The organism is Blautia sp. LMAG:36 (assembly GCF_008680535.1).
In the GTDB taxonomy this organism is placed as follows: domain Bacteria; phylum Bacillota; class Clostridia; order Lachnospirales; family Lachnospiraceae; genus Blautia_A; species Blautia_A fusiformis.
Window position 1 is genome coordinate 59,414 of record NZ_NALB01000004.1, and the last position, 20,090, is coordinate 79,503.

The 20,090-nt window shown below is 45.3% G+C and carries 19 protein-coding genes; 3 read left to right on the forward strand and 16 right to left on the reverse strand.

The window, feature by feature from the left end:
- A complete protein-coding gene (locus CCC17_RS04515; RefSeq protein WP_173746529.1) occupies nucleotides 1–1,413 on the forward strand; it encodes an alanine/glycine:cation symporter family protein in 1,413 nt (470 codons plus the stop codon).
- A 126-nt stretch (nucleotides 1,414–1,539) separates the two neighbouring features.
- On the opposite strand, the gene CCC17_RS04520 is transcribed toward CCC17_RS04515, so the two are convergent.
- The 9 genes from CCC17_RS04520 to CCC17_RS04560 form a co-directional block, all read right to left on the reverse strand.
- Nucleotides 1,540–3,711, reverse strand: a complete 2,172-nt coding sequence (locus tag CCC17_RS04520; protein WP_442859767.1) for a beta-mannosidase — start codon at nucleotides 3,709–3,711, stop codon at nucleotides 1,540–1,542.
- Nucleotides 3,650–4,057 carry a glycosyl hydrolase 2 galactose-binding domain-containing protein gene (locus CCC17_RS04525; RefSeq protein WP_287082589.1) on the reverse strand — a complete coding sequence of 136 codons (408 nt, stop codon included), beginning with the start codon at nucleotides 4,055–4,057 and terminating at the stop codon, nucleotides 3,650–3,652. The genes CCC17_RS04520 and CCC17_RS04525 overlap by 62 nt, the downstream gene beginning before the upstream one ends.
- Before the next feature lie 80 nt (nucleotides 4,058–4,137).
- Entirely contained in the window at nucleotides 4,138–4,695 is a 558-nt protein-coding gene (locus tag CCC17_RS04530) for a TIGR00730 family Rossman fold protein (RefSeq protein WP_015526428.1), read from the reverse strand.
- A complete protein-coding gene (locus CCC17_RS04535; protein ID WP_015526429.1) occupies nucleotides 4,692–4,898 on the reverse strand; it encodes a hypothetical protein in 207 nt (68 codons plus the stop codon). Before CCC17_RS04535 ends, CCC17_RS04530 begins: the two co-directional genes overlap by 4 nt.
- 201 nt (nucleotides 4,899–5,099) lie before the next feature.
- Entirely contained in the window at nucleotides 5,100–6,569 is a 1,470-nt protein-coding gene (locus CCC17_RS04540; protein WP_287082591.1) for a S1C family serine protease, read from the reverse strand.
- A gap of 96 nt (nucleotides 6,570–6,665) precedes the next feature.
- Nucleotides 6,666–7,463, reverse strand: coding sequence for a metal ABC transporter permease (locus CCC17_RS04545; RefSeq protein ID WP_015526431.1), 798 nt, complete (start codon nucleotides 7,461–7,463; stop codon nucleotides 6,666–6,668).
- A complete protein-coding gene (locus CCC17_RS04550; RefSeq protein ID WP_015526432.1) occupies nucleotides 7,460–8,122 on the reverse strand; it encodes a metal ABC transporter ATP-binding protein in 663 nt (220 codons plus the stop codon). The genes CCC17_RS04545 and CCC17_RS04550 overlap by 4 nt, the downstream gene beginning before the upstream one ends.
- A gap of 38 nt (nucleotides 8,123–8,160) precedes the next feature.
- Entirely contained in the window at nucleotides 8,161–9,090 is a 930-nt protein-coding gene (locus tag CCC17_RS04555; RefSeq protein WP_373152967.1) for a metal ABC transporter substrate-binding protein, read from the reverse strand.
- A 17-nt stretch (nucleotides 9,091–9,107) separates the two neighbouring features.
- On the reverse strand, nucleotides 9,108–9,524 hold the full coding sequence (locus CCC17_RS04560; RefSeq protein ID WP_015526434.1) for a Fur family transcriptional regulator: 417 nt from the start codon (nucleotides 9,522–9,524) through the stop codon (nucleotides 9,108–9,110).
- Between the two features lie 210 nt (nucleotides 9,525–9,734).
- On the opposite strand from CCC17_RS04560, the gene CCC17_RS04565 reads away from it, so the two are divergent.
- Complete coding sequence (locus tag CCC17_RS04565) at nucleotides 9,735–10,499, forward strand: DeoR/GlpR family DNA-binding transcription regulator (protein ID WP_015526435.1); 765 nt, start codon at nucleotides 9,735–9,737, stop codon at nucleotides 10,497–10,499.
- A gap of 152 nt (nucleotides 10,500–10,651) precedes the next feature.
- Here the strand turns inward: CCC17_RS04565 and CCC17_RS04570 are convergent, their stop codons facing one another.
- The 5 genes from CCC17_RS04570 to CCC17_RS04590 form a co-directional block, all read right to left on the reverse strand.
- Nucleotides 10,652–12,169, reverse strand: a complete 1,518-nt coding sequence (locus tag CCC17_RS04570) for a CoA-acylating methylmalonate-semialdehyde dehydrogenase (RefSeq protein ID WP_021651218.1) — start codon at nucleotides 12,167–12,169, stop codon at nucleotides 10,652–10,654.
- Nucleotides 12,170–12,832: 663 nt separating this feature from the next.
- Entirely contained in the window at nucleotides 12,833–13,159 is a 327-nt protein-coding gene (locus CCC17_RS04575; protein ID WP_287082733.1) for a branched-chain amino acid transporter permease, read from the reverse strand.
- A gap of 40 nt (nucleotides 13,160–13,199) precedes the next feature.
- Nucleotides 13,200–13,442 carry a hypothetical protein gene (locus tag CCC17_RS04580; RefSeq protein WP_287082592.1) on the reverse strand — a complete coding sequence of 81 codons (243 nt, stop codon included), beginning with the start codon at nucleotides 13,440–13,442 and terminating at the stop codon, nucleotides 13,200–13,202.
- A gap of 21 nt (nucleotides 13,443–13,463) precedes the next feature.
- Complete coding sequence (locus tag CCC17_RS04585) at nucleotides 13,464–13,676, reverse strand: hypothetical protein (protein WP_118608993.1); 213 nt, start codon at nucleotides 13,674–13,676, stop codon at nucleotides 13,464–13,466.
- Between the two features lie 2 nt (nucleotides 13,677–13,678).
- On the reverse strand, nucleotides 13,679–13,900 hold the full coding sequence (locus CCC17_RS04590; RefSeq protein ID WP_015526439.1) for a hypothetical protein: 222 nt from the start codon (nucleotides 13,898–13,900) through the stop codon (nucleotides 13,679–13,681).
- 314 nt (nucleotides 13,901–14,214) lie between these two features.
- Here CCC17_RS04590 and CCC17_RS04595 point away from each other — a divergent pair, with 314 nt between their 5' ends.
- Nucleotides 14,215–16,833 (forward strand): HD domain-containing phosphohydrolase, encoded by a 2,619-nt coding sequence (locus CCC17_RS04595; RefSeq protein ID WP_287082594.1) that lies wholly within the window; start codon nucleotides 14,215–14,217, stop codon nucleotides 16,831–16,833.
- Between the two features lie 286 nt (nucleotides 16,834–17,119).
- On the opposite strand, the gene CCC17_RS04600 is transcribed toward CCC17_RS04595, so the two are convergent.
- Nucleotides 17,120–18,457: an MATE family efflux transporter gene (locus CCC17_RS04600; RefSeq protein ID WP_287082596.1), complete on the reverse strand. Its 1,338-nt coding sequence runs from the start codon at nucleotides 18,455–18,457 to the stop codon at nucleotides 17,120–17,122.
- A 31-nt stretch (nucleotides 18,458–18,488) separates the two neighbouring features.
- The gene (locus tag CCC17_RS04605; RefSeq protein ID WP_015526443.1) at nucleotides 18,489–19,844 is read right to left on the reverse strand and encodes an MATE family efflux transporter; all 1,356 of its coding nucleotides are present in this window, start codon (nucleotides 19,842–19,844) and stop codon (nucleotides 18,489–18,491) included.
- Nucleotides 19,845–20,090 lie beyond the last annotated feature (246 nt).

Genomic DNA, 20,090 nt, shown 5'->3' on the forward strand with positions numbered 1-20,090 from the left:
ATGTTTACACAAATCAACAACTTTATCACATGGTTTGACGGAGTCGTTTGGGGACTTCCGCTGATCATTCTGATCCTGTTCACAGGAATTCTGTTAACCACTCGGTTAGGTCTTTTACAGGTAAGGCACCTCGGAAAGGCACTGAAATTCATGGTAAAAAATGAAGAAGGCGGCGATGGTGAGGTCACAAGCTTCGGAGCTCTGTGTACTGCGCTTTCAGCAACCATCGGAACCGGAAATATCGTAGGTGTCGCAACTGCTATCGCAGCTGGCGGACCAGGAGCACTTTTCTGGATGATCGTAGCCGCATTCTTCGGAATGGCAACCAAATACGCAGAAGGACTTCTGGCGATCAAGTACCGTACCATTGACAAAGAAGGCCACGTTCTCGGCGGACCTTTCTACTACATCGAAAACGGTATGGGAAAACAGTGGAGATGGCTTGCCAAGATCTTCGCATTTTTCGGAGCAGGTGTGGGACTTTTCGGTATCGGAACCTTTACACAGGTAAACGGTATCTCATCTGCAGTTACCAATTTCTTTGACCCGGATAAAGCACACACGGTAGCACTTTTCGGAAATACATATTCCTGGGCAACTGTAGTTGCATGTCTGATACTTACCGTATGTGTAGGACTTGTCGTTCTCGGCGGAATCCAGAGAATCGCAAAGGTATCCCAGGTCGTTGTACCGTTTATGGCAGTTCTCTATGTTGCACTGGCACTGATCATTGTGATCACAAACATCACGGCAGTACCTGCAGCGATCGTAACTATCGTAAAATCTGCTTTCACAGGAAGCGCACTTGCAGGTGGCGCAATGGGAACCATGGTCGTAGCTATGCAGAAGGGTATCGCCCGCGGTATCTTCTCCAATGAGTCCGGTCTTGGTAGTGCCCCGATCGCAGCCGCTGCAGCTCAGACAAAGGAGCCGGTACGTCAGGGTCTTGTATCCATGACAGGTACATTCATTGATACTATCGTTATCTGTACAATGACAGGTCTTTCCATCGTCATCACAGAGACATGGAACACAGGTCTTGAGGGTGTTGCCATCACAACAGCTGCTTTCCAGAAAGGTCTTCCTTTCCCGCCGTTTGTAGCATCCTTCTCACTGATGCTGTGCCTGGTATTCTTTGCATTCACAACAATCCTTGGATGGGATTACTACGGTGAAAGATGTCTGGAATACCTGTTCAACAGAAACAAAGCCGCAGTTACAACATACCGCTGGCTGTACATCATCTGCGTATTCATCGGACCATATATGACTGTAGCAGCTGTATGGAACATCGCAGATATCTTCAATGCCCTGATGGCATTCCCGAACCTGATCGCTCTTCTTGCCCTGAGCGGTGTGGTTGTAAAGGAAACTAAGGATTTCTTCAAAAGACATAAAAATTACGAATTCTGATCCCAAATATCGTAATCAAATGTAAACACGCGCAAACCCATGATGATCCCCTAATATCATATAAAAAAAGACGCGAACCTTTTTATCCTCCGATAAAAGGCCGCGTCTTTTTTATTTAAAAGCTTTCTATGCCAGCGTCAGGATCTCCATCTGCTGTGTCAGATCCGCTGCATCCAGAATCTCTCCATTTCGGATATCTTTCTTATCAAGCCGGACACACATTTCCTCTCCATCTGTCATATGGAAAAAATTATCCTCCAGAGTAACATCCGCATCAGTAAATCCAATAGCTGTAAACGGGCTGAAGCAGCTACTTTTTAAATGGATCACAAATGCATCACCTTGCTCCTCCACCTCGGCAGTGATCTCCGGTTTATCCAGCTCCAGATATTTATACGGAACAAGGGTCTCCACATCACAGAGCACACCTCCGTCAGCAAGTGTCACTTCCGCCTCAAGAAAGATCTCATACTTCTTGTCTTCCCATCCGGAAACATCCACCGCCAGGATCGGAGCGGACTCCTGCACACCCACAGTGCCCGTTCCGGTAAGCTTCTCAAGAATCTCGCATTCCATATTTTTCACATAAAAGGCAACCTGATATGACTGTGCGTCCATACTTTCATTTGCCAGATACACCTGCATGATATCCCCATCCATGCACATACTCACCGCCTGTGGCCCATAGAATTTTTTTGCCATATAATGAAGTGCCTTCCAGCGGCCAAAGTAGTCGATACTTGCCCAGGATGCCACCGGCCAGTTGTCATTGATCTGCCAGTAAAGGGTACCCATACAGCGGCCTCTGTGACGTCTCCAGTGGTCTACTCCATACTTCATGGCCATTCCCTGAAGGATCTGGCTCACATAGAGAAGCTTGCGGAAATTCTCCGGATAACGGAAATTCTCGGAAAGATAATACAGGATCTTTCCGTTAGCTGCAGGATTTTTCTGGTGGTTCTCCATCACCCTGGAAAAAATATTCCTATCTTTCTCTTCCGTAAAGCTCTCCACAGTTTTCAGGCACGGAAAAGACTGGAAGCCAAACTCCGAGCAAAAACGAAAATAATGCTTCTGATAATCTGTAAAAGGCTTCTGACCATGCCATACATCCCAGTAGTGACAGTCTCCTCTGTTCTCATCGTCCGGATCATCAAAGCAGCCTCCGGAGCTTGGGGAAGACTGCCAGAAAAAGGTCTCGCTGTCTGCCGCCCTCACTGCTTTCGGAATCACATACTCAAACATTTTTATGTAGTCCGCACGGAGATATTTCGACTCACTCTGTACCTCCGGCCAGTGATCCCAGGCAGACTCCATCTCATTGTTTCCGCACCACAGGCCAAGGGATGCATGATGACGGAGACGTTTTACATTTTCCGTGATCTCCTTCGTGATATTATCTTCAAATTCTTCTGTAAGATCATAAACATTACATGCGAACATCAGATCCTGCCATACGATCAGTCCCATCTCATCACAAAGATCATAGAAATGATCCGAAGGATAATAACCGCCGCCCCACACACGGACACAGTTAAAATTGGCACGTTTGCAGGATTCCAGAAGATACTTCTGGACCTCCGGTGTGATCCTGGAATAGATGCAGTCCTCCGGAATATAATTTCCCCCCATGGCAAAAATTTTCACGCCATTGACACAGAACGCGAACTCTTTTCCCCAGAGATCTTTTTCCTGGCTGATGGTAAGGGTACGGAGACCGATGCGCTTCGTTATGGTTTCCAGAACTGTGCCATACTCGTCCAGAAGTTCCACCTGAACTTTATATAACGGCTGATCGCCGTAGCCGTTTGGCCACCAGAGCTTCGGGTTGTGGATCGAGGATGTCAGCACTGCTGGATTATTATTCGCTGATACAGTCTCCCCCACTTTGCATACATGGGCTTCCGTTTTTCGGTCGTTAGCACCTGTTCTATGTCCACAGACGCTCTCTGCATCCTCCTGGATCGTCACTCTCACCTGACACTTATCCACAGCATCTCCGCTTACAGCCACAGTTGTACACACATCCACAGCATTATCCCCATGCACCTGTGTGATCTTCACATCCTCAATTCTCGGATGACTGTATGCTTCCAGATAAATATCCCGAAAAATCCCGGCATCAATGGTCTGGGGGCCCCAGTCCCATCCAAACATACAATGAGCCTTCCGGATCAGCTGGTTTCCTTTCATTCCACCGCAGGGAACATAGTGGATCTCTTTATTATCTTCATACTCATAAGCTTCGATATACTTGAATACCGACCGGAACGATCCGGATCTGATTCTCCCCGGAATGAAGAAATTCTTTCACATCCAGCTTCCAGGTACGATGCATGTTATCTGCAGATCCGGCTTTTTGCCCATTGATATAAATATCTGCAAGAGTATCCAGCCCCTCACAGACCAGAATTATTTTTTCTTCTTTCAGGATATCCTCTGCAGCCACAAATGTTCTGCTGAATTCATAATCCTTCCGGAACAGTTCCCTTGTCACATCCTCATTTGTCCGGTAAAAAGGATCTTCGATCTTCCCGGCACCATAGAGCCCGGAAAGCACAGATCCCGGAACCTGTACCTCACATAATCTGTCATTTCCTGCTTCTGCCAGCTCCCACTGGCCATTTAACATTATTTTCCTCATAAAATATATCTTCTCCTGTAAAAATCCCCTTCGCACGATCTTATATACAGGGCTGTTGTATTAGCCGTACTGTATTTTATTTATAGCCTTCCCCCATAATTCCGGTAATTCTCAATATAATCCAGGATCTCCTCCGGGTCTTTCATGAACCGGCACATACCCACAACATCTCTGGACATAAATTTTTCCCCTGCTGTGTATTCCAGGAGTGCCTGCATGCTGTCGTAATATCCCTGAATATTATAAAGAACGATCGGCCTGTCGATCCGTCCCAGACTCTTCAATGTCAGAATCTCAAAAAACTCCTCATAAGTACCAATTCCCCCAGGTACCACGATGGTCGCATCCGAGCGGCTTTCCAGCAGGTGCTTCCTCTCACGCATATTTTCAGTAAAAATGAACTCTGTACAATGCTCATACAACACTCCCGGCTGGTCAAAAAATCTCGGTGCGATACCTAGGATATAACCTTTTTCTCTGTCAACACCCCGGGCTGCCGCCCCCATCAGCCCCTCTTTTCCACCTCCGAAAACAAGGCCGTGGCCACGTTTCCCCATCAGCTGTCCCAGCTCTTCCGTTTTCTCATAATAGATCTTTTTCAGCTCTGCGCTGGACGCTCCATAGATACAAATATTCATGCTTCCGTCTCCTTCCCTGCTGCCTCCACAAATGCCCGGAGAAGCTTCAGCTGTTCTGAAGAATCATACATCATCTCCGGATGCCACTGCACAGCTACTGCAAATGGATGATCATTTATCTCTGAATATAACTTTTGCCGGCCTCTGCACATGATACTGGCAAAGACCGGCTTTCCGTCATTTCCGATACATCTGGAATGCATCCGGAAATGCCTGTTATTTTATTATAATCTGACATACACATGGGGTCAAGCAATTGCCGCTGCCTAAAGCTCCCGTTTTATTATACGAGAACTTTTTCCATCCGCTGTATTTCTGGTTTCTTTCCTGCGGATTCATGGAGGGGATGAACTGATTGCGGTTCTTCACCTCGAAAATGCTCTCCATCTATAATTTAGGACTGATCAGTCATACAAGCCATTCTGCTCAAAATCTCTGAACAGGCTGGCTTCTCCATCATCAGCAAATGCATCTGCATCCCCCTGATCGGAATCATCCTGTCCTCCCTGGATATCTGGGATATCTGCATCCTGGGAATCCTGGGACGTGCTATCCTCAGAGCTGTCCTTGCTATCCTTGCTGGAACTGTCATCTTTACCAAGTTTTACAGTGAGTGTCTTCTCCTTATACTCATTGCCATCCAGAACTGCAACCGTCACATCGATCTTTTCCTTCGGCTCATAATACTGAAGCAGCTCAACCAGCTGATCGATACTGGTGATCGTTTTACCATCAAACTCTGTAATGACCATATTCTTGGTAATACCTGCATCATCGGCAGGGCCGCCCTCGGTTACCTTCGAAACAAATACACCCTGCGGGATACCATAAATCTGTACTGCCTCCGTACTTACTGTACTGCCTGTGATACCAAGGATACCATGATTATCCACTTTATCTCTTGCCTTGGCATTCATCATGTTCTCAAGAGAATCCGCAACATCAGAAATTGCAATGGCATACCCCATACCTTCAACCTCAGTAGAAGCAAGCTTGGAAGAGTTAATACCAACAACCTCACCATCCATATTCAGAAGCGCACCGCCACTGTTACCGGGATTGATAGCCGCATCTGTCTGGATCAGGTTCACGCCCTTGTTGATACTGCTGCTGTTATCTGTAGAATCACCCTCGATCTGTCCTGATGCATCTGTCTTACGGTTCTTAGCACTGACAATACCGGTAGTAACGGACTGGCCATAGCCAAGTGCATTACCGATGGCAACAACCTGCTCACCGATCTTCAGATCATCAGAGCTTCCGATCTTTGCAACAGAAATTGCATCCATTGTATCATCCGAAACATCCTTCGTTGCAACAGAAACAACTGCAAGATCCTCGTTTTCATCAAAGCCCTTTACCGTAGCTTCATAAGCATTACCATCTGCAAAGGCAACTGACAAGGTATCGGCACCATCCACAACATGATAGTTTGTGGCGATCAGCAGCTCAGAATCTGTTTTTCCGATGATAATACCGGAACCGCTTCCTTCAACTTCCTGCTCCTGGCTCGGCGCATACTGGGAACCAAACATGCTGTAATAATCCTGAACCTCCTGAACGGACTTGGTTGTGATGGCAACTACAGAAGGCATTGCCTCCTCAGCAACATCTGATACATCCAGACTGCCCTTTGTATCGGAGGATTTTGTAGCCTCTGTATCTTTGCTGTCTTTATTTGATTTTTTATCAGACTTCATAAGAGTCAGATTCTCGGAGCTGTCGGTTGCCGCCTGTACGGACTGTGCACCGGAGAAATAATTTATACCTTCATATGCACCAACTCCAATGCCGCCAGCAAGTACTGCACACAGGCTGATGGTTGCACCTTTTTTCATCATTTTCTTTATTTTTAATTTTCTGTTATTGTTCATGGTTAAATCCTCCCTGGGAAAAAATTCTTCTCTGTTTCCTTTTGATGCTTCAAAGTATATGGGTTAATTGTGTTTACTTTGTGGGAAAAATGTGTTTTATTTGTTAAAACTTTTCACTGTCATCACAACTACAAACCACGCAACCTCAAGAAGAACGATCATTCCACCTGGTTTCAGTCCGGCATAATAGGAAAGAAACAGTCCGGCAATGGTGGTACATACCGCCACGATAATGGCACAGATCAGTGTACCCTTATAGCTTTTTGCCATCTGCATCCCACACGCCACCGGAACTACCAGCATGGAGGAAACGATCAGGGTCCCTACTGTACGGGACGCAATGGAAACTGTCAGAGCCGTCAGAATAGTAAAAAGAAAATTAATATTCCGCACGGAAACACCGGAGATCCTTGCCGCATTTTCATCAAATCCGATATAAAATAGTTCCCTGTAAAAAAACAGCACTGCTGCCAGTACCAGCACACTGATCACAACTACCAGCGCCAGCTCTCCTTCACTGATGGACACAATACTTCCGAACAAAAAGCTGTTCAGACTGGCACCGTTTTCCACAAAGCCGGACAGCACACCGGCCAGTCCGATCCCGGCAGACATGACGATGGAGATCGCCACCTCCGAATAACGCGGGATTTTTTTGCGGATAGCCTCAATTCCAAGAGCAGCTACGATGCACATCACTACTGCACCGGCTACCGGATTCACTCCAAGTATCAGTCCCAGCACAACACCGGCCAGTGAAGAATGGGAAAGCGCATCTCCGATCATGGACATCCGTTTCAGAACAATGGTGATCCCGATGCAGGGCGTGATCACAGCCAGAAGGATTCCCACCAGAAAAGCCCTCTGCATAAATCCATACTGTAAAATACTCATACTTCGTCGATCCTCCCCTCTTCCGCTTTAAAGAACCGGTTTGCTCCTTTAAACTCACCGGAATTTCCATGAGTAACCATAAGGATCGTCAGCCCCTGTTCCTCATTCCGCTTCCTCAGAACTTCTGCAAGTGTTTTCACAGAAACCATATCCATTCCTGTGGTAGGCTCATCCAGGATCAGGATCTTCGGTTTTCCTGCCAGCGCACGTGCCAGCATAACCCTCTGCTGCTGTCCTCCGGAAAGATCTCCGATCCTTCTTTTCCAGAACTCTTCCATTTCCATTTCCGCAAGTGCGGCTTTCAAACGCGGGATCTCTTTTTTTGCCCGGAAACGTGCCTTCCAGGAAGAGGAATACACACCTGTCATCATGATCTCTTCCACAGTCGCCGGAAAATTCTGGTTTCTGCTGATACTGTTCTGTGGAACATATCCCAGATCTCCCTTTCCGAATGTGGCAGAAATATCTTTTCCATTTACAGTGATACTTCCCTCCTGCGCCTTCAGTTCGCCCAGAAGAAGCTTCAGAAATGTACTTTTTCCACTTCCGTTTTCACCGGTAAGGATGGCATAATCGCCATCCTTCACCTCCAGGTTCACCTGATCCAGCACAGGTGTCCCTGTATAGTGAAACGAAAGATTTTCTATCAAAATTCCCATAATTTCTCCTTTTTTGTTACAGCTACTGTCCTGCACCTTCAGTTCAATGCCTTCCTGAGTGCCTCCAGATTCTTCCTCATCACAGAAAAATAATCCTCTCCGGCCTCTATATCCTCCTCACTTAATCCCTCGATCGGATTCAACACAGCCGTCACCGCATCCACTTCCTTCGCCACTGTCTTCGCCACCTTGGGACTTGCCAGCTCCTCAAAAAATATGGTATGGATGTCGTATTTTTTCGCATACTCGATCACTTCCTGCATCTTGGCAGGATCAGGCTCTGAATCCGGTGTCAGCCCTTCGATAGCCAGCTGCTTCAGATCATAGGCATTGCATAGATATCCAAAAGCCTCATGCGCCACTATGATATCCCGGCTCTTCGTACCTTTCAGACCATCTCTGAACTCCTGATCCAGCTCATCAAATTCACCGGCATATTTCTCATAATTTGCTTCATAATAATCACCGTTCCCAGGATCAGCCTTTACCAAAGCATCCCTGATATTCTTCATTTCCTGCTTTGCACGCATAGGATCAAGCCAGACATGAGGATCTTTTCCTTCATCACCATGAGCATGATCATGTCCTCCATCCAGAAGCTCCACACCATCCGATGCCTCAGACACAACCAGATCCTGATTCTCCAGAGTATCCAGTACATCCTCCGCCCAGTGCTCCAGATCCGCACCATTATAGACAAACACATCTGCATCCTCAAGATTCCGGATATCCGTTGCCGCCGGCTCCCAGTCATGAGGCTCCGTTCCCGCCGGAACCATATCCTTTACCTGGATCCTGTCGCCCCCTACCTTCCGGGCAAAATCATACATGGGATAAAAGCTGGCCATCACCTTCAGTCGGCCATCCTCCACAAATGGCTGTCCCACCGTTCCGGCCCTGTACAAACCATATCCGGTCACACCGCCCACAACAAGAAGCGTCACCGCCAGAACTGCTGCCGCTGTCATCTTCCCTCTGTTAACATTCATTTTTTTAGCCTCCTGCAGCTGTCACAATATCCATAAAAGATCGTCCGGCTCTGATCGATCTCAAATCCGTGTTCATCCAGCACATGTCCCACAAAATGATCGATACATCCACACTGCAGAGGAATCGTATGCCCACATTCCAGACACACAAGCTTACCGTAATTCTTCCGCTCCTCATCACGTATAAAACGATACTGGGCAGGCGCTCCCTCCACAGACGGAACCTTCAGCACCGCTCCCTCCTTCTGCAGCCGCTCCAGTCCTCTGTATACCGTTGTCCTTCCGATCTGGATCTCTTTTCCACGAAGGAGCTCCATAAACTGATCTATGGTATAAAATGTATCTCCATATTCCTGCAGGCATTCCAGAATTATTTTCTGCTGCCTGGTGCTGTATTTCATTTTTTCTTCCATTATATTTCCTACTCTCTTCTATCAACTGCACCTTACATGGCAGATTTGAATTTGAAAACCGTTTTCATATTACATTCAAATAAGAATTTCGTCAAGATATTTTTGAAGGGAAATAATTTTTGGTATGTTCTTATAAAAGCACTTTATCTCTACCTTCTTTTATGATAAAATATAACCAAGACTTAACCAATAGAAAGAAGGTAGACCTCTATGAAATCACAGCGACTGGACATGATCGAAGAATATGTGCTGGAGCATAAGAACGCTTCTCTCGATACATTATGTGAGAAATTCAACGTATCCAAAAACACCATCAGAAGAGATGTCGATATCCTTCTGAAACGTGGCAGTATCATGAAAGTATATGGCGGTGTCGCAGCACTCGAAACTCCACAGACTCTTCCCCTTCTGTCTTACGAAGAGCGTGGCGGACGTTTTCCTGACGAAAAGAAAGAAATCTGCCGCCGTGCCGCAGAGCTTGTGGCAGAAGACGATACCATCTATATCGATACAGGTACAACCTGCCTAAACCTGGTTGATTTTATTGCAGATAAGCACTGTACGATCCTGACCAACAGCCTGCTTATCTTCAACAAGGCAGCATCCTATCCGAACCTGGATATCATTTCCGTTCCCGGAAAGCTGAACCGCAAGACCCTGTCCTTCACAGGACCGGATATCAATGATTATCTGCAGACCTACAACATTTCCATGGCTTTTATGGCCTGCACAGGTGTAACCATGAAGAGCGGACTTACCAATGCCAGCGCCGAGGAATACATCACCAAAAAAGCCATCGCAGAGAATGCCAACAGCATGATCCTTCTTGCAGATCATTCCAAATTCGGCCGGATCTCGCTTATGACCTATTCTTCCATGGAAAAGCTTGACGCCATCGTAACCGACCAGCCACTTCCTGAAGAATACGACAGCTTCTGCCAGGAGCACGGCATCCGTGTTATGACGATCGATTAAATCGGATATTGGCCCTAAAAAACGGTGCATCTGCCGGAAATCCAGCAGATGCACCGTTTTTGAATATGCTCATTTCATTAGAGGATTTTATCTGAAAGGCAGATCTTACCCGATCTGCCTTTCCGTGTCATAAATTTATTTATGAAGCTTTCTTAAGCCTCAGTACTTCCTTCCCATGTGCCGACCTTTCTCTTTCCGGCAGCTTCATCGAACCAGTGTGTTGTAACTGTTTTTGCTCTTGTGAAGAAACGATAGCCGTCTTTTCCGAGAACGTGCAGATCACCAAAGAAGGAATCCTTGTTTCCGGAGAATGGGAAGTATGCTGTCGGAACCGGGATACCTACATTGATTCCTACCATACCGCCATCTGTCTCCATAGCGAATTTACGGCTGTAATATCCGCTCTGTGTAAAGATACAAGAACCATTTGCAAATGGATTGGCATTCATGACTGCGATGCCTTCCTCGTAATCCTTTACTCGTTTGATACAGGTTACCGGTCCGAAGATCTCACGGTTTCCAACTGTCATCTCAGGTGTTACATGATCAAGAATTGTCGGTCCTACGAAGAATCCGTTCTCATATCCCGGAACTACTACATTACGTCCGTCAAGTACAAGCTCCGCACCCTCATCGATACCCTTCTGGATCCAGTTACAGATCTTCTCCTTATGGCCTGCATTTACAACCGGGCCGAGATCGGTATCTTCATCATATGCACAGCCAAGCTTCATAGCCTCTGCTTTTTTCTTAAGAAGTGAAACAAATTCGTCTGCGATACTATCCTGTACGCATACAACCGGAAGAGCCATGCATCTCATACCTGCGCATCCGTATGTAGAGTTGATGATCGCATTAACAGTAGCCTCAAGGTTGCAGTCCTCAAGTACAAGTGCATGGTTCTTTGCCTCACACTGTGCCTGAACTCGTTTGCCATGAGCTGCTGCTTTGGAATATACCTGTTTACCAACACCTGTTGTTCCTACGAATGTAACAGCCTTTACTCTCTCATCTGTAAGAAGGATATCAGCCTCTACACGGCTGCAGGTCACAAGGTTTACAACACCCTTCGGGAATCCGCCCTCTGTATAGAAAAGCTCCATGATCCTCATAGCTGTAAGTGGTGTCTGGGAGCTTGCTTTCAGTACTACTGTATTTCCACATGCAATGGAAAGTGGAACCATCCAGCCCCATGGGATCATTGCCGGGAAGTTCATCGGAACAATACCAGCAGTTACTCCAAGTGGTTTGCGATATGTAGCTGTATCATATCCTGTAGTTACCTGCATTGCAGCATCGCCCTGGATCATTGTCGGAAGTGCACATGCCTCTTCTGTAGGCTCAATTGCTTTCTGAACATCTCCTCTTGCCTCTTTGATGTTCTTTCCGAGCTCTTTTGCACAAAGTACGGAAAGTTCTTCCTTATGAGCATAAAGAACATCTCTCCATCTGAACATATACTGCTGTCTCTTTGCAAGAGAAAGTGAGGACCATTCCGGGAATGCAGCCTGTGCGGAAGCGATCGCCTCTTCTACCTCATCCGGTGTACAGCAGGGAACCTGCGCGATCACCTCACCTGTACTGGAATCTGTAACATCCATGTATTTCTCTGCCTTTGACTCTTTCCACTCACCGTTTACACAGTAACCCATTTTTTTGATCTCAGCCATTTTAGGATACTCCTTTCGTGCTTACCTTTTTATTCTTAACTTCATAAAAATTTTATTCATTCTCGTTTTGTTCTGGTCACAGATTATCATTTATTTTTAATTTTGTCAATATAGTATGGTTATATTTTGAGTATATTTTTCAAAATTATGTGTTAATTTATTCACATTTCATGGTATTCCATGTTCCCTGTATAAACTCTTGAAACGCATGCATTTACAGCCATAAAGCCGCATAGTGTCTTGTCGTTTTTTATTCCATTGTGAGAGCAAAAGTTACTCATTTTTGTTATTTTCATAACACACCATTCCACACACACTATTTATTGCTTCCAGCTACGCTGAGGCTTTTAGACCTGTGCAATCGGATTCACAAACAAGTAAGGGGTATCGTTGTTCTGTTACAATTACAGATTCCTCTGATCCCGGCATATTTCCTCTGTATTTTCCAGGAACAAGGAAATACATCTGTGCGTCCCTTGCGGACGCGCTCATTTTCACGACCGCTCGCTTCTTTTCACGGCTTATTGCACCTTTACATACAATCCTGCGCCTGCTTATCTGATCTACAGCATTTTCATAAATTACTGCAGCAATCAAAAAAACAGGATACGGTTATCGTATCCTGCCTTAGCTTTTCATTTTCTGTTTTTCACATATTTCTGCCTAACCAAATATGGTCTGCACCAGCACCATATAAAACACCGTTCCCCCTCCTATGCTGAGCAATGTACTCTTCTTCCATTTATGTAATACCACAATGAACAGTATTGCAATCAGCTCTGGCAGTCCGTAATAAGTACTTTCCGGCACATCCTTCAGACAGAATACCACCAGCAATCCGATCACTGCACAGGGCAGCACTTTTCCCAGATAGGTGATCACAGCCGGCGGTTCCTTTCCTTCCGGAAATATGATAAACGGCAAAAATCGCGTTGTCATAGTCCCCAGGACCACTACCACAACCGTTATGATCTGCTGTGTTATTGTCATAGTCATTCCTTATCCCTCCTGTCCGGCTATATCCCAACTGTCATGCCTGATATTCTCCTGACTTCTGTATACGTTCTTTTTTTCTCTTCTCCTCATGCTTCTTCATTCCCAGGAAGCATAAAACGATCGATGCCATTAACGGAAGGATAAACTTCCCGCTTCCAAAGATCACCAGGCAGATCACAGAGCATACAATTCCGACCAGCGCCGGCTTATGATCTTGTGCATCTTCCCACTGATCAATGAACATAACCACAAACAGTGCGGTCATGACAAAATCCAATGATGTACGTCCCTTTCTGTTTTACAATTTCCACAGCTGATGCTGCCCGTCCATGGTAACAAGATCTCCCTCATTGATATCTCTTTCATACAGAAGTCCGTCATCATGTCGCAGACTTGTTTCATTTCCATTCTCATCTTCCACCAGCACTACTGACATAAGTGCTTCACCCGGCTGTCGCTCTTCACAGCCGAAATCCATGTCTTCTTCTATCTTCAGAACCTTATACTGCATGATCAGATTTCCTCCAGCAGCACATCGTTAACGGCCTCATAAGCGTCCTCAAGCGCATCCAGTGCCTCTGTCAACGTGTCCATCTTCCGGCTGTCCGCATTTTCTTCTTCATAGGCTTCTATCACTTCAGCCATTACATCCTTCAGCTCCTCCAGTGAATTTGCTATATCCTGCAGCTTCTGATCCTTATCCTCTTTTGATGTGATATTTACGATCTTACTCATGATTCTTCCTCCTGTCGCTTTACTCTCATTCTTTATTCTGATCCTTTATCCTGCATATATCATGCTTTGCATATATCATACTCCACATTCCCCCATTGTACCATATCCTGCGCGCAGATGCATCGGATATGTTGTTACTGCTCACTCCGTTCTCAGCAACACGCTTTGCGATGCACAGAATTTATGCTGATCACATAAATCCGCGCAGTATGTCTGTTTATACTGATTTTTCCGCTCCGGTCTGGTATAATTGATCTATAGGAGTTTTTCAATTTACAAACTAATCCTTTCCCATTATAAGGAGACATATTACCATGAAAGAAAAAACAGAAACCTTTAACCAGGGAAAAAGATATTTCTTTTATATTCTGATGTTCACCATCCTTGGCTGGTTCATTTTTATGCAGATTTTTGGTGCAGATGAACGTTCTTCCGACGCTTCAGCAGCCTCTGTGATCTATTCCGGTACCGTTACCTGGCAGAAACCGGATGGAACCACCCAGGAAATCTCCGTTCCGGGCACCTACAAGGTTCCCGTCGGTGACACGATGGTCCTCACCATCCAGCTTCCCGCTGATCTTACAGATACCTGCTTTGCCATCCGTTCTTCCCTGCAGGATGTGGATTTTTATGTAGGGGACAACCTCAGGACCAGCTACTCCACGCATAAAACAAGGCTTGTGGGCAAAAACTCCGCCAGCCGTTATGTTTTCTGCCCGGTTTATGCTTCCGATGCCGGCAAAGAGCTCCGTATTGAACTAACCACCTACACCTCCAATTACACCGGAGTTGTCAATCCTGTTTACTGCGGAGACAAGGCAGATATCTGGATATATATTTTCAGCAGATACGGACTGGAAACCTACATTGCTTTTTTTATCCTGTTTTCCGGAATCGTCACGATCCTGTTCAGTTTCGCTCTGGGACTGGTCTATCATACACGATTTGACATGGAATATCTTGGATGGTGCATGGTTATGGGCGCAGTCTGGATGCTGGGTGAGTCCAAGCTCCGTCAGTTCCTGGTCCCCAACGCTTCCGCTCTCGGATCTCTGTGTTTCGTTATGATCCTTTTGTGTCCGCTCCCGATCCTGTTTTTTGCGGACAGTCTCCAGAAAGGGCTGCATCACAGATTTTATGTCTGTCTTGGAAGCATCGCAATGGTAAATTTTGCAGTCTGTACGATCCTCACTGCTGCCGGTATCGCAGATTATATCGAAACCATGCCTGTAAGCCACGGAATCCTGGCTATCACCGTTACCACAATATTTGTACACCTTTTCCAATATATACGCACCGAAAAAAACAGGGCCGACCGGCTTTTGCTCGTTGGTCTGCTGACAGCGATCCTGTGTATTGCCGTTGAAGCAACCTCTGCATACTTTGTCACATTGATGTCCGGACTGTTTGTGGGCGCCGGCATGTTGATCCTGCTTTTTGTCAATATTGTAAGAGCCATCAAAAATATCCAGGATATAGAACTGAAACGCCAGCAGAGCGAAATCCGCAAAAACCAGGAACAGAATGAAAAAATGTCTCTGCAGATGATACAGACCCTTTCCACCACCATTGAGGCAAAGGATGCGTACACCCGCGGCCATTCCTACCGGGTTGCACAATATGCAGCCCTGATCGCAGAGGAGCTGGGCTGGACGCCGGAGGAAATCCTGAATCTGAAACGTGCTACTCACCTTCACGATATCGGTAAGATCGGTATCCCGGATCCGTTCCTGAACAAACCTGCACAGCTGACTGATGATGAATACAACCTTATAAAAAAACACACCGTTATCGGTGCCGAGATCCTAAAGGACATAACCCTGATCCCTCATGCGGCAGAAATCGCAAGAAGTCACCATGAACGTTATGACGGAAAAGGCTATCCGGACGGACTGGCCGGAACAGAGATCCCCATCCATGCCCGCATCGTGGCTGTTGCAGATTGCTACGATGCCATGAACTCCCGTCGAATCTACCGTAATGCGCTTCCACCGGAAGTTGTTTACGAAGAATTCCGTAAAAACCGTGGTACACAGTTCGACCCGAAGATCACCGACATTTTTCTGAAACTGCTCAATGAAAAGCGACTGCCTCAGTGGGATCCTTCCCAGGAAGAACCGGACACCTATAACCTTCCGGATATGCAGCTTACCGTCAGCAAATTCATCTCTGACATAATGGCCACCATAAAAAGCCAGGAAGATGCAAAAAGCTATGATTTCCTTACCGGTCTTCCCATGCGCAACCTGGGCGAACGTCTTACCGCAGAATTTATGCAGACGCATGATGGATGTCTGATATTCCTTGATATGGACAACCTGAAAAAGATCAACGACATCTATGGCCACAAAGCCGGCGACCGTGCGCTGAAATGTCTTGGAAAGCTGCTTCAGAAACGGGCAGATCAGGGGATTTCCTGCAGACTTGGAGGCGATGAATTCCTGATGTTCCTTCCGGACACAGATCCTGGTTCCCTGTCTCTGCAGATGGACGATCTGTTCCAGAAATTTCACACCATCACTACCGATGATCCGGAACTCCGTTTTGCCACACTGTCCGCAGGACTGTGTCTGTGCAGCACCGATGATTCCTTTGAGGACTGCTATTCCAAAGCAGATAAAGCTCTGTATTACGTAAAACAAAACGGCAAAAACCAGTTCTTTTTCTACCAGCAGATCGACCGCAGCACTCTTGCGGCATCCGGTTCCGGAAAAGATCTGGAGCTTGTGGCAGAGTCCCTTCAGAAAAGCGGCATCTATGTAGGTGCTCTTGATCTGAATTACCGGGATTTCGCACGACAGTATGAATACATAAGTCAGCTTGTCACACGCAGCCAGTGCAGATGTTATCTGGCGATGATCACCATCGAGACACTTGTGGATACGGTTCCTGATATCGAATCCATTGAGCAGGCTCTGGAATATATGGAATAAGCCATCCGGCAGAATATCCGCCGTGTGGATATCTGTACACGCTACAGTTCCCTGCAGTATCTCATCATACTGTTTGAACCTGATGAAACGCATATCCCTGATATCATAGAACGTATTTTCACCCAATATTACCGTCAGTGTGACAGCCATGATTTCCAGCCATCCTATGAATACCTGAAAATATCTCCACAGGAGTTATAAATACTCCCATGACATGATAAAGCCATAACGAAAAAAGAGGCCGTACTTGACGGCCTCTTTTTCGTTAGAGTTTTGCAAAATATCATTAAGACATGGCTCTGGAATTTTCCTGCATGAAACTTTTCCCGTATGTTCGATACAGATAAACAGCTATAAAAATAGTCACGGCTTCCGCCAGCGGCATCGTCATCCAGACACCGGCCACACCTATAAGCTTCGGAAGGATCAGTATGAACACGGCCACCAGGATCAAAGAACGCATTGATGAGATCAATGCCGAAATAAAACCATTTCCCAGGGCAGTAAAGTATCCGGAAAGAAATACATTTAAACCAATAAACAGGAAAACCGGACTAAACAGCTTCAGGCCATCCCATGTCAATGTAAATACATTTCCGTTCCCGACGAATAAATGGATGATCTGTTTTCCAAATACAAGTGATACTGTGAGGATCAATACTGAACTGATGGCAATCGTAATAAAACTATATCGTGTTATTTCTCTGATCTTGTCATGATTTTCAGAGCCATAATTATAGCTTATGATCGGAGCCGCTGCAACGGCAATTCCCATATAAAAAGCGATGAAGAAATAGTAAATATACATAATGATCGTCACAGCCGCAACTCCATCTTCACCAAAATATTGCATGATAATAAGGTTAAATAAAAATGTAGTGATCCCGGTAGACATCTCCGTCAGCATTTCACTGCTTCCATTAGTGCAGGATTTCAGAAGAACACTCCCATCTGCCTTCGGTCTGCAAAACCTTATATGGCTGTATTTCAGGAAATAAATAAAGCCTATCAACATACTTACTGTAATGGAGAGAAATGTTCCCCACGCGGCTCCAAGCGTTCCCAGTCCGAATATAGCCACAAAAATATAGTCGAAAACAATATTAAAAGCCAGACCGGTCAGAGACATGATCATTCCGATATACGATCTCCCATCCGTCCTCACAAGATATTCGAAAAATAGCTTGAATGACATCGGAACCGATCCTAAAAATATGACAAATGCGTATGGCACCACATGCTCCATCAGGCGCTCACTGCTTCCCAAAAAAATACAGATCGGTTTCAGGAAAAGGATTCCCACAACTGTAAAAGCAACCGAAAGTACGAACAGCACGATCGTTATAAAAGTAAATATCTCATTTGCTTCCTGTTCTCTTTTTTGTCCCATCCTCTCTCCTATAATGGCACCTGATCCCGTTGCAAGCATGACAGATGTTCCGAAAATAACACAGGTGATCGGAATAACAATATTAATTCCTGCAAGCGCGTCAGAGCCTGCATACCGTGATACAAAAAATCCATCTATCGTTGTATAAAATGATAAAAAGATCATGGTCAGCACTGATGGGACCAGATATTTTAAAAATTGAGGATAAGACATTTTTGCCTCAAAGTATTTCATTTCTATAAAAACCTCCTGCTTAGTTACATAATCAGTCAAAATCTCTGGTAATGTTCGTAAGCCATTTATTTCTGAAATAGTGGATGAACACCACAGGCATTTTTTCGAACTCATCCAGGGTCATTATAAAATATACCCAGACAGGCGGCAGTTTTAAAACATATGCTGCAAGGAAGGTGAGAGGAACTGCAACAAGCCACATAAATATGGAATCTACGATCATTCCGAACCTGGAATCGCCACCTCCTCTGAAGCATCCGCATATAAGACAGGTATTGATACCCTCTCCTACAAGACGCCAGGTTGTCATGATTATAAAAATACCAAGATAATAAATGGCTGTCTCTGTCAGTTTATCCCGGTAGAAGTCCAGTATCATAGGGCGGACTGCCAGAATAATGGCACATCCGATGAGACTTACGATAATTGTTATTCTCAGCATACGTTTCCCATATTCTCTGGCTGTGTCCTTGTGATCTTTACCAAGCTCCTGGCTGATAATGATGGTAGTAGCATTGGCAAAACCGCGACAGGCGATGGCACCAATGTTTACCACCATAACAGCAACGGCATTTGCGGCAACCATATCATCGCCAATGTGGCCAAGGATCGCTGCGAACGCTGAACTGGCAAAGCTCCAGACAACATCATTTATCACAGCCGGAGAAGCAATTTTCATAAAGTCCCTGAACAGAATACCGGATTTCGCACAGAAATATTTTATCCGAAATCTGACATCGGAGCTGTTTAATGAATAGATGAGACAGATCAATACCTCTGCGATCCTGGCAATAACAGTACCAAGGGCAACACCGGTAACACCAAGCTTTGGAAGTCCAAACAGGCCAAAGATAAAGGTGGCATTACAAAATACATTGACGCAAAGCGATACAATGTATGTAACAGAAGGCAGCATTATTTTTCCGACACTTCGAAGGGCACTCATGAAAACCTGAGAGAAGCCCATAAACATAAAGGAAAATGAGACCACCTTCAAATACTCGCTGCCGGCAGCAATCGTATCCGGACTGTTTGTAAAAATCTTCATGATCGTAGTCGGCATGGAAAAGGAGATAACGAAAAATACAAGAGAAACGATCAGTGAGATCCGCTCCGCCAGGCCGAGAATCTTTTCTACTGTCTTTTTATCACCCTTTCCCCAGTACTGGGCACATAAAACCGAAGTACCTGTAGCCATGCCATAATACAAACAGAAAAGAATAAATGTGTACTGGTTGGCAAGAGATGAAGCTGACATGGCAGTCTGGCTTACATATCCCAGCATTACAGTATCCGCAACATTTACCAATGTTCCGATCAGATTTTGGATCATGATCGGAAATGCTAATTTTGATGCATATTTTAAAAAATCTTTTTTATTCAGCATCGGTCAGATCCTCCGTGAATTCCGATAAGATATTTACTTATAAAGAACAGTATATCATATACCCTACAAAACCGCGAGGTTTTTTCAGTACTCTTTCCAATATAATCCTCAATTGTATACTATATTTCACCCTCTGGTCATATTTCCATTGTACATAAAAAAAACAATATCACTTTAACGCAAAAAATCATTCTATTTTTTCACTTCTATGATATAATATTTTATTGCGAAACTAATAAAACGAGG